Annotated in this window: 13 protein-coding genes; 1 reads left to right on the forward strand and 12 read right to left on the reverse strand. The window is 56.3% G+C overall.

Annotation, left to right across the window (positions count from 1 at the left end):
* Positions 1 to 227 precede the first annotated feature (227 nt).
* From HGKM_RS00260 to HGKM_RS00310, 12 genes are all read right to left on the reverse strand, one after another.
* The gene (locus HGKM_RS00260; RefSeq protein ID WP_019133301.1) at positions 228 to 1,052 is read right to left on the reverse strand and encodes a DegV family protein; all 825 of its coding nucleotides are present in this window, start codon (positions 1,050 to 1,052) and stop codon (positions 228 to 230) included.
* A 27-nt stretch (positions 1,053 to 1,079) separates the two neighbouring features.
* Entirely contained in the window at positions 1,080 to 2,477 is a 1,398-nt protein-coding gene (locus HGKM_RS08105; protein ID WP_019133302.1) for a CCA tRNA nucleotidyltransferase, read from the reverse strand.
* Positions 2,474 to 3,835 carry a phosphoglucosamine mutase gene (glmM, locus tag HGKM_RS00270; protein ID WP_034579116.1) on the reverse strand — a complete coding sequence of 454 codons (1,362 nt, stop codon included), beginning with the start codon at positions 3,833 to 3,835 and terminating at the stop codon, positions 2,474 to 2,476. The genes HGKM_RS08105 and glmM overlap by 4 nt, the downstream gene beginning before the upstream one ends.
* A 156-nt stretch (positions 3,836 to 3,991) precedes the next feature.
* Positions 3,992 to 4,963, reverse strand: coding sequence for a resuscitation-promoting factor (locus tag HGKM_RS00275; RefSeq protein WP_019133304.1), 972 nt, complete (start codon positions 4,961 to 4,963; stop codon positions 3,992 to 3,994).
* A 117-nt stretch (positions 4,964 to 5,080) separates the two neighbouring features.
* Positions 5,081 to 5,920, reverse strand: a complete 840-nt coding sequence (rsmI, locus tag HGKM_RS00280; RefSeq protein ID WP_019133305.1) for a 16S rRNA (cytidine(1402)-2'-O)-methyltransferase — start codon at positions 5,918 to 5,920, stop codon at positions 5,081 to 5,083.
* Between the two features lie 63 nt (positions 5,921 to 5,983).
* Positions 5,984 to 6,157: a DUF362 domain-containing protein gene (locus tag HGKM_RS08410; protein ID WP_019133306.1), complete on the reverse strand. Its 174-nt coding sequence runs from the start codon at positions 6,155 to 6,157 to the stop codon at positions 5,984 to 5,986.
* Between the two features lie 157 nt (positions 6,158 to 6,314).
* A complete protein-coding gene (locus HGKM_RS00285) occupies positions 6,315 to 7,517 on the reverse strand; it encodes a PSP1 domain-containing protein (RefSeq protein WP_019133307.1) in 1,203 nt (400 codons plus the stop codon).
* 11 nt (positions 7,518 to 7,528) lie between these two features.
* The gene (locus tag HGKM_RS00290; RefSeq protein ID WP_019133308.1) at positions 7,529 to 8,410 is read right to left on the reverse strand and encodes a hypothetical protein; all 882 of its coding nucleotides are present in this window, start codon (positions 8,408 to 8,410) and stop codon (positions 7,529 to 7,531) included.
* 11 nt (positions 8,411 to 8,421) lie between these two features.
* Positions 8,422 to 8,748 carry a cyclic-di-AMP receptor gene (locus HGKM_RS00295; protein WP_034579119.1) on the reverse strand — a complete coding sequence of 109 codons (327 nt, stop codon included), beginning with the start codon at positions 8,746 to 8,748 and terminating at the stop codon, positions 8,422 to 8,424.
* 2 nt (positions 8,749 to 8,750) lie between these two features.
* The gene (tmk, locus tag HGKM_RS00300; RefSeq protein WP_019133310.1) at positions 8,751 to 9,371 is read right to left on the reverse strand and encodes a dTMP kinase; all 621 of its coding nucleotides are present in this window, start codon (positions 9,369 to 9,371) and stop codon (positions 8,751 to 8,753) included.
* Positions 9,372 to 9,454: 83 nt separating this feature from the next.
* Positions 9,455 to 11,281 (reverse strand): NAD(+) synthase, encoded by a 1,827-nt coding sequence (gene nadE / locus HGKM_RS09125; protein WP_019133311.1) that lies wholly within the window; start codon positions 11,279 to 11,281, stop codon positions 9,455 to 9,457.
* Between the two features lie 47 nt (positions 11,282 to 11,328).
* Positions 11,329 to 11,937 carry an SH3 domain-containing protein gene (locus HGKM_RS00310; protein ID WP_019133312.1) on the reverse strand — a complete coding sequence of 203 codons (609 nt, stop codon included), beginning with the start codon at positions 11,935 to 11,937 and terminating at the stop codon, positions 11,329 to 11,331.
* 183 nt (positions 11,938 to 12,120) lie between these two features.
* On the opposite strand from HGKM_RS00310, the gene HGKM_RS00315 reads away from it, so the two are divergent.
* Entirely contained in the window at positions 12,121 to 14,277 is a 2,157-nt protein-coding gene (locus tag HGKM_RS00315; RefSeq protein WP_019133313.1) for an alpha-amylase family glycosyl hydrolase, read from the forward strand.
* Positions 14,278 to 14,837 lie beyond the last annotated feature (560 nt).

Raw genomic sequence — 14,837 nt, forward strand, 5'->3', positions numbered from 1 at the left:
ACAAGAAGTTTATTCTTGCCCATCAAAGTTAACATTTTTCCCTTTAATCAAGTGATATACCGGTCTCCGGGATTTTGTTACCTATGACTAACACTTTTTACCATTATTACTATACCATAATTGTTCAAGAATGCAAGAGTCAATAAGAATTTTTTCTCAAAATTTTTATCCCTAAGAAAAACCCCGGCAAGGCCGGGGTTTTCGCTATAAAAAAGATGGTAGGGATCTTAATAGGCCAGGACCACTCCCCCTTCATTGGCATAAACCGTCACCAATCCGTTGGCGGGGAGGATTTGGATGTCCTTGACCGGGAGGTTCTTGAGCCGGTCTTTGATGAAGAGGGCCCTTTCCTCAGCCTCCACATGGGAGACGTAGAGGGTCCGGTCAGACCAATCCACAGGGTCGTTTTCTATCTTCTGGCAGAGTCCCTCCAAGGCGGATTTCATCCCCCGTTTAATGGAGTCGACAGCGATTTTTCCCTGGTCCCCCCGGCAGATGAGCTTGATGGAAAGTCCCTTGGCCAGTCGCCCGGCCATCCGGGGCATCCGTCCTGATTTGGTTACGGTGGAGAGATCGTCCAAAACAAACCAGGTCCGCTGGCCTTCGATATGGGCCTGGACAGTCTTTACGATCTCGTCACTGACCATCCCCCGGTCCAGGCATTCCCGGATCTTGCAAGCCACCGCCGTCACTCCGGAAGCAGCGGAAAGGGAATCGAAGACATGGACCTCCTTCCCCTCCTGCCTTAGCTCTTCAGCGGCAAGGAGGGCGTTGGAATGAGTTCCCGACAGCTTGCTGGAAAGGGTGACGATAAAGATCCGGTCCCCCTCCTGACCCCGGTCGATAAAGAAGCGAGGAGGAACGCCGGCCGTCTTGGCGGCCTCTTCCGAAGCCCGGATATCCGCCCGGAGGGCGACCAGGTCGATGGATTCATCGTCCACATAGTGGTTCCCATTGACATCGATCGATAGAGGCACGCTGACGATCGAACCGGCCTCCCGGATCTTATTATTCATATCGGCTGATGAATCGGCGATGATTAGGGTTTTCATTCATTCTCCTTGCTTATCCGGTTTTCCCTATGAAATAGGCTCTTCCTCCTCGGAAGATGCCAGGCTTTCCTCTGCCCAGGCCATGAGGGCCTCCCGGGTATTTTCCACTTTTCCTTCAATGACCAGGGCCAGGATCCGGTCCAGGGTAACCCCGATCTGTCTCCCTTGATTATAACCCATATCCATCAAGTCCCGCCCCCCAATTGCCAGGTCGCTTACCCGGGTGGGAAGGCGGTTGCGTTGAACCGTCCGGACCAAGTCCATGGATTGGATAATTTCATCCCTATATTTTTCCAGCTTGGTCCCCTGACCCCGCCTCCGACCGATTTCGGATTTTTTCCGGGCCAGGAAGGCATCGGGGCCCGACTTCCGGAAAAGGAGGTAGGGCATGGCCATGTCCCCCAGTTCGCCCACGAAGGTCTGGGCCTGAGACTGGTCTTTCGGGAGTTCAATGTCTTCCCGAAGAAGGATAGCTACCCGGTCTTGAAGGTCATTGGAGGATTTGAACCGCCTTAAGATTTTCTTTGCCCGCCGAGACCGGCTCTCCCCTTGCTGAGGAGAAAGGGAGGAAAGGAGGCAGGCCCAACGGTAATCCTCTTCCGGGGGAAGAAAGTCGTAGCGCTGCCTGGCAAGGGCTGAGTCGATTTCGGGAATGAGGACCGGGAGAAGGCCCAGACTTTCCATGGCCTGGATGGCCCTGCCCGCCGACTTGTCCGTCAGCATCCGGGTCATCTCCTCCAGGCACCTCTCCATGGAGAGGCGGGTCAAGTCCTCCTTATGGCTTTGGATGGCCTCCTGGAGGTGGGGTTCCAGGACCAGGCCCAGGCGAGCAGCAAAACGGACAGCCCGGAGCATCCGGAGTCCGTCTTCCTCGATCCGGTCCTTGGGGTTTCCCACCGCCCGAAGGAGGCCTTTCTTGAGGTCTCCCCTTCCGTCAAAGGGGTCCAGGAGCCCTCTCTCGGGATGGCAGGCCATGGCATTCATGGTAAAGTCCCGGCGGAGGAGGTCCTCTTCAATCTTGTCGGAATAGGTCACCCGGTCCGGATGGCGGCCGTCCCGGTAGCCCTCCTCCGACCGGTAGGTCGTGATCTCATAGGGGATGTCCCTCCAGACCACCTTAATGGTACCGAAGGACTTGCCCACATCCACCGTCTTGCAGTCGGAGAAGACGGCCTCGATTTCCTCGGGCCGGGCGTCTGTGGCAAAGTCGATGTCGTGGAGGTCGACCCCCTCACCCCAGACCGGCTCCCCTTCCTCCTTATGGAGGAGGGACTTGATCCGGCGGAAGGCCCCTCCTGTACCCTCAGGTCTTTGGGCAGCCCCGGCCAGGTAGGCGTCCCGAACGGCGCCCCCCACCACCCAAGCCTCATATCCGGCCTCTTCCAGACGGCCGATGATCTCCCCGGCAGCTTGTGGGAAGGTCATGCCAGGAGCCCTGCCTGGCCGATGGCCTCCACAATATCATCAACAGCCTTTTGGCAGACGTCCGGATCCAGATGCTCGGCCATGACCCGGAGGACAGGTTCCGTTCCGGAAGGTCGGACCAGGGTTCTTCCTTCCTTGCCCAGGCGGTCATTGACCCGGTCGATGGTGGTCAGAACCGCCTCATTGTGGAGAACCGTCTTCTTGTCCTTGACCCGGACATTTTCCAGGACCTGGGGATAGACCTTTAAAGAGGCGTGGAGGCTGGCCAGGTCGGTCTTCTCCTCCACCATGATCTCCGTTAAACGGATGGCCGTCAGGACCCCGTCCCCGGTCGTCGCATACTTGGAGAAGATGATGTGGCCCGACTGTTCACCACCGATGGAGTAGCCGTGGTCCATGAGCTCCTTGGCCACAAACTTGTCCCCTACCTGGGTCTGGATGTAGTCGATGCCGGAGGCCTCCAGGGCTTTATACAAGCCGAAGTTGGACATCACCGTGGTAACCACCATGTTCTTTTGGAGCTGGCCCCGGTCCTTAAGGTAGTTGCCGGCGATGTAGAGGATGGCATCCCCATCCACCACTTCTCCCTTGTTGTCCACAGCAATGCAGCGGTCGGCGTCTCCGTCGAAGGCGAAGCCCACGTCCAATCCTTCTTTTTTGACGAATTCCACCAACTGGTGGATGTGGGTGGAGCCGGCATCCCGGTTGATGTTGACCCCGTTGGGCTTATTGTTAATGACGTAGGTTTCCGCCCCCAGGGCATCGAAGACATTCTTGGCAATCATGAAAGAAGCGCCGTTGGCACAGTCCAGGCCGATTTTGACCCGCTTAAAGGACCGGCGGGCTGTCGAAATCAGGTAGCCCGTATAGCGGTTCCGTCCGACGACATAGTCCCGGACCTCTCCGATTTCTCCCTGTTTGGCCAGAGGGAGGTCATCCTCTTCCCGGTCGATGTATTCCTCAATCTTCCTAAGGATATCCTCCTCCATCTTGGCTCCTTCTTCTCCAATGAGCTTGATCCCATTGTCATAAAAGGGGTTGTGGCTGGCGGAGATCATGATCCCGCAGGCGAAGTCGTCCGCCTGAACGCAGTAGGACACACTGGGGGTGGTCGTCACATGGAGAAGGTAGGCATCCGATCCTGAAGACGTGATCCCTGCGGCCAGGGCCATCTCCAGCATATAAGAAGACCGCCGGGTATCCTTCCCGATGACGATCCGGGGGCGGGGGTTGGCCTCATCCCCTTCAAAATTCTTTTTATAATAATCACCCAGGAAGCGCCCGATCCGGTAGGCGTGGGCTGCAGTAAGATCCTTATTGGCTTCCCCGCGGAAACCATCCGTTCCAAAGTATTTCATCCTTTCCTCCATTCACTGGCTTTTCTTCCCTTTTCGGGCCGACCCTATCCACAGAGGGACCCCATCCGGGAGTTAACCTATTCTACCTCAAATCAAAGAATCCTGTCAGCTTGGCGGGCCAATCTGACAGGATCTTCCTCTATGATCGTTATTGAATTATCGGATGTAGACATCCAGGTGGTTGCCCACGGTCCCTCGGTCGTAGATCTTTCCGGCCCCGCCGAAGGGGGTAGGATAGACTGTGCCCTTAGGGGCGGAACCGGCCAGGACAATGAAGCCGTCCCCGTCGCAGACATAGCCTGCCCCGTTGACATGACGTCCGGGAATCCGGAGTCCGGAACCGGGAAGGACAGACTGGGAATAATAAGTAAAGCGGTAGCCTCCCCAGTTGATCACGCCTTTATGCATAAACTGGCCCAAGGTGTAGGTCGATGAAGAATTGGCCACAGCCGCCGGGGCTTTTTTGGTCCCTTCAAGAACGATCTTGGTGACCGGCTGCCTGGTGACCTCTTTGCTGAGCTGGGTCTCCTCCACCAGGTCCCCATTCTTATAAACTCTTTCGCTGGTGATGGTCAATTGACCCGGCTTTCCTTCCTGGTCAACCTTGGTCTTTCCTTGGTAGAGCTTGTCGGACTTCCGACTCTCCACTTCAAAAGGAATCTCTTCCGTCTCCTCTTCCACTCGGTGGTCAATGTGGTCCAGGGAGACCTTCATCCCATCTTCCAACTTGGCCATCCGGGCGGGTTGGATCTCATCGTCCTGGTCAAAGTCCGCATCCACTTCTTCCAGAAATTCCCCCACCGTTCCGGCGTAGCTGGTGTAAGTCTCACTTTCCTTGCCATCCCGGAAGCGGATGGTCTTTTTTGTTTCCACCGTGGCATCCATCCCGTCTTCCAGGGTGGCATCCAAGTCGATAGAAGAACGGGCTTGGTCTAAATTGCTATATCCTGCTTCAATAAGGGCTTGTCTGAGTGTGTCTTCTTCTGTCCGAATTTCCATCTCTTCGCCGTCCAAATTAACGTGAATATCCTTTGGCCGGTTGGCATAGGCCCATGTCCCAAAAAGAATGGACAGGGCAAAAATAACCGAGAAAAGAAGGATTTGTCTTCTTAAAGAGTAATCTCTCATTGGTCCTCCAAATTTTTCTTGTAACCTTTTTGTTACTGATATATGACTCGTTAATAATACATAGGTCACAGAAGGCTTTCAAGCCTTTTACCGGCTTTTGGAGGTTTTTGGGATTAGTTATTTCTTTTTTGTAATATTTAGAGCTTCCTGGTAGAGGTCATTCTTGGGCAAGCCCGACCATTCCGCCACTTCCTTAACCGCATCCTTGGTCGACCTCCCCTGGTCAATCAGGGTCCTGAGGCGGTCCACCACCTGGTCCATCCCCGGGCTCTCCTCATTCGGTTCGGCCCCTTCCAGGACCAGGACGAATTCCCCCTTCTCCACCACTTCAAGGTCCCCGGCCTCCTTCCCCAGGAAGGATTGCCGCTCTTCGTAGGTCTTGGTCCATTCCCGGAGGAGGGCCATCCGCCTCTCCGGCCAGCGCTGACCGAACTCCTCCAGGGTCTTGCGGATCCGGTGGGGGGCCTCATAGATCACCGCCGCCATCTCCATCCGGTCAAGTTTTTCCAGGGCCTCCCGGCGTTCCTTCCCCTTTCGGGGGAGGAAGCCCAAAAAAGCGTAGGTCCCCTCCCCCAGGCCGGAAGCCACAAAACAGGTGTCGGCGGCAGAGGGGCCGGGCAGGACGGTGAAGGGAAGCCCCCGGGCAATAGCATGGCGGATGAGGATGGCACCGGGATCCGAGATCCCGGGCATACCCGCATCGGAGACCAAGCAGACCTTCTTCCCCTCGGCCACCCGATCCAGGATGTCCCGGGACCGGGCCTCTTCATTGAATTTTTCATAGGAAATCAAGGGCGCATGGACCTCAAAGTAGTCCATAAGGAGGCCGGAGTGGCGAGTGTCCTCGCAGGCGATGAGGTCGGCCTCCCGGAGAACCCGGAGGGCTCGGAGGGTGATGTCCTCCCGGTTGCCGATGGGGGTGGGTACAACAATGAGTATGCCGTCATTAGCGGGCATGGTCTCCTCCTTCACCATAATAAAAAAAGGCTCCCCCGAAAGGGGAGCCCTATGACTTACCGATTAGTCTTCATCCGGAATGATGGAGTCTGTCGGGCAAACGCCGGCACAGGCACCGCAATCGATGCAGACATCAGGATTGATTTCGTAAATGTCGCCTTCAGAAATTGCGCCCGTGGGGCACTCATCCATGCAGGTCCCGCAAGCGATACAGGTGTCCAAAATTTTATAAGCCATAATTTTCCTCCTCTTTTATGTAAGGTTTTCTAGCTGAAACCTTCATGCCTTGTTACAAATTCATCATACCAGAAAGTGGATGATTGTCAAGATAAAAAGAGAGGCAGCAGGCCCAAATGAGCCTGCCGCCAACTGTTGTGAGACTATAAATTTCGTTCTATTTTCTCCGCCGTCTCCGCCCCATCCTTCTCTTTTTCGGCTTAACCCGGCCTTTGACAGCATAGGGTTCCTGGAAGGGGAGGGTCTCTTGGCCCTTATCTGCTACGAGGCGATCTTCTTTCTTGACGTCGGGGGTCGACTGGGCTTCTGTCGCTTCCTCTTCTTCAGGGATCTGCATTTCCTCGAGCTCAGGCTCTTCAGAGGAGGCGACTTTCCGATCTTCTTCTTGGACCCGGCAGGGGCAAGCGCAGGTCCGGGAAATGTCTTCCTCTTCTTCCCTCTTGTCCGCTTCCTCTTCTTCACGGAGGGCCTTCTTCTCCCCCTCCGTTACGAAGTCGTGGTCCTCCATATCCTCCCAGAGTTCGGGCTTGGAATGACCTTTTTTCCGCTTTTGGAGGATTTCAATGGCATCCACGCTGTAGTACTTCTCATCCTCCGTCCCGTCATCCTTGTAGACATGGACCCGGACCCGGGTCTGGAGGACATCCCGGTCCACGACATGGCCCTGGCCATCCTCAGTCAGAACCAGGGTCCCTTTAGGGGGCACCTTTTTGGTGTTGGCCTGGTAGACTTCCTGTTCGTAATTCAGGCAGCACATGAGCCGGCCACAGATGCCGGAAATCTTGGTGGGATTGAGGGAAAGGCCTTGGGTCTTGGCCATCTTGATCGATACAGGGTCGAAATCCCGCATGAAACGGTGGCAGCAGAACTCCTGACCACAAGGACCGATCCCGCCCAAAAGCTTGGCCTGGTCCCGAACCCCGATCTGGCGGAGTTCAATCCGGGTATGGAAATTCTGGGCCAACTCGCGGACTAACTTCCGAAAGTCCACCCGGTGGTCGGCCGTAAAATAGAAGATGAGCTTGGACCGGTCAAAGGTGAATTCGGCCCCGACCAGGTTCATTTCCAGCCTCTCTTCAGCAATCTTTATTTTGCAAAACTCGACCGCTTCTTTGGCGCGGGCGAGGTTCTCCTCGTGGGTTTTCAGGTCTTCTTCCGTGGCCTTGCGGACCAGGTTGGGAATCTGGTCCGGAAGGAGGTCCTCCGGCAGGCGGATATTCGAAAGAGCAACCTGACCGAATTCCAGGCCGTGGTCGGATGGGCAGATGGCGCCCTCATCCAAACGAAAAACTTCACCTCCGGGTCGGTAGTATTCCAACCTCCCGGTGGCCTTGAACCGGACACCGATGACTTCTTGCATGCTTTCCTCCTCTATATAGAAACGCCCTGTTTCCCTGCCAGGGTCAGGCAAAGGTCCTCAAGGGCAAGTTTTGGATTCCAATTTTTTTCCAGGCCCTGCCGGGTCTTCTCCACGGAGAGAAGGGCCCGGCTGGCCCGGTCCAGGGTCGTATTTTGGGCCAGGTCGAAAAAATCCGCCCGGCAGGACAGGGGAAGGTCCACTTCCCTGTCGCCTGACTGGTAGGCCATGACCCCATTTAAGTAATAAATCCAGGCCTCCAAAAGACCGGAATAATCCTCCTGCCAATTTTCCAGGAGGGCCTTGGAGAGGAAGACCCCCTCCACCTTCCCCGCTAGCAGATCCCCAAGAAGGTCCAGGGCCAGGGGGTCATCCACAGGAGGGTGGTCCTTGCCCAGGGCAACCATCCGGAGCCGGGATTGAACGGTCAACAGGAGCTTGGACCGCTGGCTGGCCCCCAGGATCCAAACGACATGGCCGGGGGGTTCCTCCAGGGACTTTAAGAGGGCATTTTGGGCCGGTCCCTGCATGGTATCCGCCCGGTCGATCACAATGACCTTATAGTCCCCTTGGATGGGTTTTTGATACATGAGGGCGGTGAGTTGACGGACCCGGTCGATGGAGACCCTCTCCTCCCCTTCAAAAAGGAGGTCGGCTGCGGATCCCGAAAGGATCCTCCCTCTCTCCACCCCGCCGAAGTCCGCTAGAATGCGGAGGACCAGAGCCCGGGATACGCTTTGGACCCGGTCCCGGCTCCCTTCTAAAAGGAAGGCATGGACCAGGTGGTCCCGGTCAAAAAGGAGGCCGGATCGGGACAGGATCCTTCTTTCCTCCTCAAGATTCCCCTCATAGCCATCAAAAAGGCCGGGGGCTTTGCTTTCTTCACGCTTTGCCATGCCCGCCCTTTCTAGAGCCGGTACATGGTGTCAATGTCAAGTTGGAAGATGGTCGCTCCACCCACCTCAACCTCCACAGGAATGGAGGGGTACATACCCGGATCCAGTTGGGGGTTCATGATGGGGGTGACAGCGGTCCGTCTGGAGCAATTCTTATTGATGATGGCCAGGGCGTCATCGACTTCCTGGTCCTCCACCCCTAAAAAGAGGGTGGTGTTTCCGCTTTTCAGGAAACCTCCGGTCGAGGAGAGCTTGGTGACCCGGAAGGAGTGTTCCACCAACTCTTCCATCAGGCTGGCGGCATCCCCGTCTTGGACAATGCAAATTAATAGCTTCATGATCATGCCTCGATTCTTTCTATAATTGCTTGCCAGCAGGCCTCCAGAATTTCCTCCGGAGGGGCCAGGGCATCCACCCGATAGACCCGGTCGCTGGCTTCGATTGCCTTTTCATACCCCTCCCGAATCCTCCGGAAAAAGTCCATGCCCGACTTTTCCAGCCGGTCCGTTTCCCCCTGGTTTTCCTTCCTTTTCAGGAGGGCGATGGGGTCCGCATCCATGTATAAAATCAAATCCGGTCGGAGGCCCCCGGTGGCAAAGTCGTTGATGGCATCCACCTCAGGGATCCCCAAATTCCGGGCATAGCCCTGGTAGGCCAGGGAGGAGAGGACGAAGCGTTCGGTAAAGACGTGCCGGCCCCGGTCCAGGTTGGGCCGGATTCGCTGGGCCGTATGCTGGGCCCGGGCTGCGGCATACAGGAGGGCTTCGCAACGGGGGTCCATCTCCGTATTCCGGTTGTCCAAAAGGATGTCCCGGATTGCTTCACTGATGGGAGTTCCGCCAGGTTCCCGGGTGAAGTCCACTTCCAGTCCGGCCTCTTCGACTTTTTCCTTCAGGCCCCGGACCAGGGTCGACTTCCCCGACCCGTCGGATCCCTCCAAAGAAATAAAGATTCCTCGCATGCTTTTCTCATTTCTACTTGATAGTATCATATTTCTTCATTTGCTATGAAAAATCGATTTCTTTATCTATACCCCATCTCCGTCTATTTTTCACCTTCGATGAGGGCATCGACCTCATCCAGATAGGCCCGCCCATCCAGGTCCGAGGCCATGGCCCATCCCCCTCTTGGGGATAGGGAAATCGGGCTGGCCTGGGGACCATCCGGCATGGCCGACCGCTTGAACTGGTTCTTGAAAAAGCGGTCATAGAAGATCCGGAGGCAGGCCAGGATTTCTTTCCGACTGTATTCCTCGAAGGCCCGGTCGGCATAGTCCAAAATCCGCCGGGGACCGGCCCCGTAAAGGGCGAAGTAATAGAGGAAGAAGTCGTGGAGTTCATAGGGGCCGATGATTTCCTCGGTTTTCTGGGCGATCTCCCCGTCTTTTGGAGGAAGAAGTTCCGGAGAAACCGGGGTCTCTACCACATCCAGGAGAATCCGGGCTAATTTCTCCCTGCCCTTTTCCCGGAAACCATCCGCCTCATACCGGACCAGGGCCCGAGCCAAGGTCTTAGGAACAGAGGCGTTGACCCCATAGGAGGACATATGGTCCCCGTTGTAGGTGGCCCAGCCCAGGGCGATCTCGGACAGGTCCCCCGTCCCCAGAACCAGGCCACCATGGAGGTTGGCCAGGTCGAAGAGGATTTGGGTCCTCTCCCGGGCCTGGGCATTTTCAAAGGCCAGAGACCGGTCCCCCTCCTCCAGGCCGATGTCCCGAAAGTGGACCCGGAGGACCTCCTCCAGGTCAATTTCTTGAAAGTCCAGGTCTAAAGACCGAGCAAGCTTTCGGGCATTCTCCTTGGTTTTCTCCGAGGACCCGAAGGCCGGCATGGAAACTGCATGGATCCCCTTCCGGTCCAGGCCCAGGCGGTCGAAGGTCCGGAGGGCGACCAGGAGGGCCAAAGTGGAATCCAGACCTCCCGAAATCCCGATCCAGACATCCTCCGCCCCAATGGCTGACATCCTCTGGGCCAGGCCCAGGGCCTGGATGGTCAAGGTCTCTTCCAGACCCTCCTCATCCTCCGGCAGGAAAGGAGTTTTGGGATAAATCCGCCTTGTTGATCGATGGAAGGGGAGGTCCATTTCCTCCTCCGGATCCGGCTGGACCCGGCTCATGAGGAGGCGGGACCGGAACCTCTCCCGGGTCTTCTTCATAAGGAAGGGGTCCAGGTCGGCAAAGATGAAGCCCTCTCCCTCCCCTTCCTTCTTCTCTGCGAGGATGTGGCCATTCTCTGCGATGAGGGCTTGGGTGGAAAAGACCCCGTCCGTGGTGGATTCGCCGGGGCAGGCCGAGACCATGGCCAAGGCTAGGCCGTCTCCTGTCAGAACCTCTAGGGCCTTCCTCCGGTCCTTGGCCTTTCCCGGAAGGAAAGGCCGTGCCTGGGACAGGAGAAGAAGGTCGGTCACTTCCAAGATCCGGCCCGGAGAGAGTCGGGTGACCTGGTCATCGGAAAGTGGGGCCAAAGATAGGGACTTGAAGGTATAGCCGGTCTCCTCTAAAAAGAAGGGGGATTCCTCCGGAGGCTCAGGCCCCCTCTTTCCCAAAACGTCCAGGTCCCCTTGGTAGGCCAGGACTGTCGCCCAATAAGTCCCGGCCCCGGAAATCAGGGGGAGGGCAAAAACCAGGGCCAGGTCCAAGTCCCGGGTCCGGTCGGCCAGGGTCTCCGCCTCCTCCCAGGCCCGCTGGCAGAAAAACTCCTGGCCCGAGAGGTCTCCGATCGAATGGCCGGTCAGGCTTCCTTCCGGAAAGAGGGCCAAATCCACTTCCTCCTTGGCCATGGCCCGGGCCATCTCTTCCATGGCCTGGCGGTTTCGGTCCATCCTCCCCAGGCGGATCTTGGGCAGTCCGCATGCTAGTCGAAATAATTCCATATCCCCTCCTCATCGAAAAAACCGCCGGACGGGCCGGCGGTCTCCCCTTATTCTTCAACCGGTTTGGCATCCAGGGACCAGCCGTAGATCCAACCTTCAAAAGTCTCCCCATTGTCCCGTTTGATCTGGCCGTAGCACCAAACGGAATCCGCCTCCATCTTGGCTTCCCGGACGGTAATGGTGTTGCCCGGGTTGGCCGTATTGATAATGCCGGATCCTGTGCCCGGTCCCGACCGGACATTGGACCGGGCGTTGACGGGGAAGGTCTTCCCCACCCAGGTCTTAGGCTCGGCATAGTCCGCCGGTCCCTCAGTCAGGGGGGCGGGCTTTTCCTCCGCCTGGTCCGACGACTTTCCTTCTCCCTGCATATCATAGTCTGACGTGTCGATAGTCTCGCTCCGGCTGACCTCTTCCCGGGAGGCCGATGTGGAAGCTCCTTCCTCTTCGGAAGACTCAATGGCCGGCTGGTTATCATAAGAAGACCCGCCCATAACCCGGATAAACTGATTGGTGACAAACCAGATAATCAGAAGAAGGAGGGACACGATGATGACCACCGTTAAGAGGGTGGACCCATCCGGTCCCGGCTTCTGGGGGCTCGGTTTTTTATATCTCTTCGGCACTTCCTGCCGGTAACGATCTTCGCTTCCCTTCATTACTACCTCCTCATTCAGGAAATGGAAGGTCATTCCTTCCGAACTTCTTATTAAATCTTATCATAATGTTCCCCAAGTCGTCATAATAATGTTATACTTAAATGAGAACGATTTCACCCCAACGAATCCTGATCCGTGATCCACGTTGCAAGCCCGGATGAGCCGGGATACTAGGAGGTTCACATGAATAAAGATCCCATCCAAGCAGCTGTCGCCCGTGCCCTGGACCTTGACCCCTGGCTGACCAATTACAAGGAAGACCTGGCCCTACGGGAGAGAAATTACCTGGCCAAAAAAGAGGCAATTCTGGAAGGAGCCCCTTCCCTCTCCGAATTCGCCAATGGCCACCATTACTACGGCTTCCACCGAACGGAAGGCGGCTGGGTCTACCGGGAATGGGCCCCGGCTGCCGCCCACCTTTTCCTGGTCGGAGATTTTAACAACTGGCAGCCCTACACCCACCCCCTCCAAGCCATCGGCAACGGGAACTGGGAGATCCGCCTGGACGGGAAGGACGCCTTGAAGCATGGGCAACGGATCAAGGTCCTCCTCCAATACCAAAACCAGGACCACTATAAAATCCCCCTCTATATCCGCCGGGTCATCCAAGAGGTCCGGGAGGACGGGTCGATTGACTGGCTGGGCCAAATCTGGGAGCCGGAAGAGGACTATGAGTGGAAGACGCCCAATTTCAAGCTTTCTCGCCATGTTCCCCCCTTCATCTATGAGGCCCACATCGGAATCGCCCAGGAGGAAGGCAAGGTCTCTTCCTTCCGCGAATTTGCCGACCTGACCCTGCCCAGGATCAAGAAGTCCGGCTACAATGTCATCCAGCTCATGGCCATCATGCAGCACCCCTACTATGGGTCCTTCGGCTACCATGTCTCCAACTTCTTTGCTGTCTCCTCCTGGTTCGGGACCCCGGAAGACCTCAAGTATTTGATTGATAAGGCCCACTCCATGGGGATGGGGGTCCTCATGGACCTGGTCCACTCCCATGCGGTCAAGAATGAGGCGGAGGGCCTTTCCTTCTTCGATGGGACCCAGGAGCAGTTCTTCGTCCCCGGTCCCCGCGGTTTCCATGAGACCTGGGACTCCATGTGCTTCAACTACGGAAAGACGAGTGTCGTCCACTTCCTCCTCTCCAACCTCAAGTTCTGGCTGGAGGAATTCCATTTTGACGGCTTCCGCTTTGACGGAATCACCTCCATGCTCTATTGGGACCATGGGATGGGGACCGACTTCACCGACTACAGCAAGTACTTCTCCCTCAACACCAACACCGATGCGGTCACCTACCTGACCCTGGCCTGCGAACTGGTCCACTCCCTCTTCCCCAACGCCCTCCTGGTGGCGGAAGATATGTCCGGCATGCCTGGCCTCTGCCTCCCTCCCGACCACTGCGGGATCGGCTTCGACTACCGCCTCTCCATGGGGGTACCTGACCTTTGGATCAGGAACATGAAAAAGGACGACCACGACTGGTCGGTCAATGAAATCTACTATGAAGTCACCACCCACCGACCCATGGAAAAGCGGATTAACTACGCGGAAAGCCACGACCAGGCCCTGGTGGGCGACAAGACCCTCTTCTTCTGGCTGGCTGATCAGGAAGCCTACTGGCACATGAGCAAGGATGACGATAACTACATCATCGACCGGGCCATCGCCCTCCACAAGATGATCCGCTTCATCACCCTGACCGCCGGAGCTGACGGCTATCTGAATTTCATCGGCAATGAGTTCGGTCATCCCGAGTGGATCGACTTCCCCCGCCTGGAAAACGGCTGGTCCTACCACTACGCCCGCCGCCAGTGGCACCTAGCGGACGACGACCTCCTCAAATACTCCTATCTCATGGAGTTTGACCGGGCCATGATCCGGTTCGCTAAAAAAACCGGGATCATGGGTCCCAAAAACATCCAACTCCTCTGGACGGATGAGCACCGGAAGATCGTCGCCTACCGAAACAACGCCTACATCTTCCTCTACAACTTCCACCCCACCGATTCTGTGGAAAACTTCGTCCTCCCCATCAACCGGGAAGGGAGCTACCAAGTGGTCTTCTCCTCCGACCGGAAGGAGTTCGGCGGCTTCGGCCGGATCGATGAGGACTATATCTACCAAACCCAGACCATGGATATGGCCGACTTTGACCAGGGGATCCGGATCTATTCCCCGGCCCGGACCGTCCTGGTCCTGAGGAAGGTGGCCGATAGCGAAGGCAATGAGGTCGATGCCGAAGCCAGAGACGCCATCGACCAAATGGTTGCCGCCGAGGCCAAGGCCCAGCAAGCTCTGGTCATCCAACAGATGAAAAAATCCCTGGACCGGAAGTAATCACGTCGTCCCAAAAAATGGACCCCGCGAGAGCGGGGTCCATTTTTTTCGGGTGATCTGGGGAAGGGGCCGGCCAAGGGGCTCTTCGGAGTCTCTTCGGCCATGATTTTTTGGGGATTTTGCAGCTATCAGGACTCCAAGCCCTGATATTCTTGGGATTTAAGCATTTATCAGGGTTTCAGACCCTGACATTTTCGCTATCTGCCAAATTAACAGGGTCTTTTTTTGCCCTGATATTCTTGAAATTCTCTAATTTGACAGGGTTTTACCCCTGATAAGCTTGCGATTTGACCTTTTAACAGGGCCTTTTTTCACCCTGATTATTTTGAGAAGCCACGAATTGTCAGGGCTCCGGACCCTGTCATTCTCTTGATTTTCCAAATTATCAGGGTTAGACGGCCTTGGAAGGAGGCGGAGTCATGAGGGCTCTCCGGGTTAGACGGCCTTGGGTCATGGCGGAACCATGAGTTTCCCCGGCCAGAACCCAATTCCGCCATGAGCCAGGGCACGCCATCCTGGCAAAGAACCGGATTCCACCAAACACGCAAAAAAAGAGGCTG

Source organism: Kallipyga massiliensis ph2, assembly GCF_000311985.1.
GTDB lineage: Bacteria > Bacillota > Clostridia > Tissierellales > Peptoniphilaceae > Kallipyga > Kallipyga massiliensis.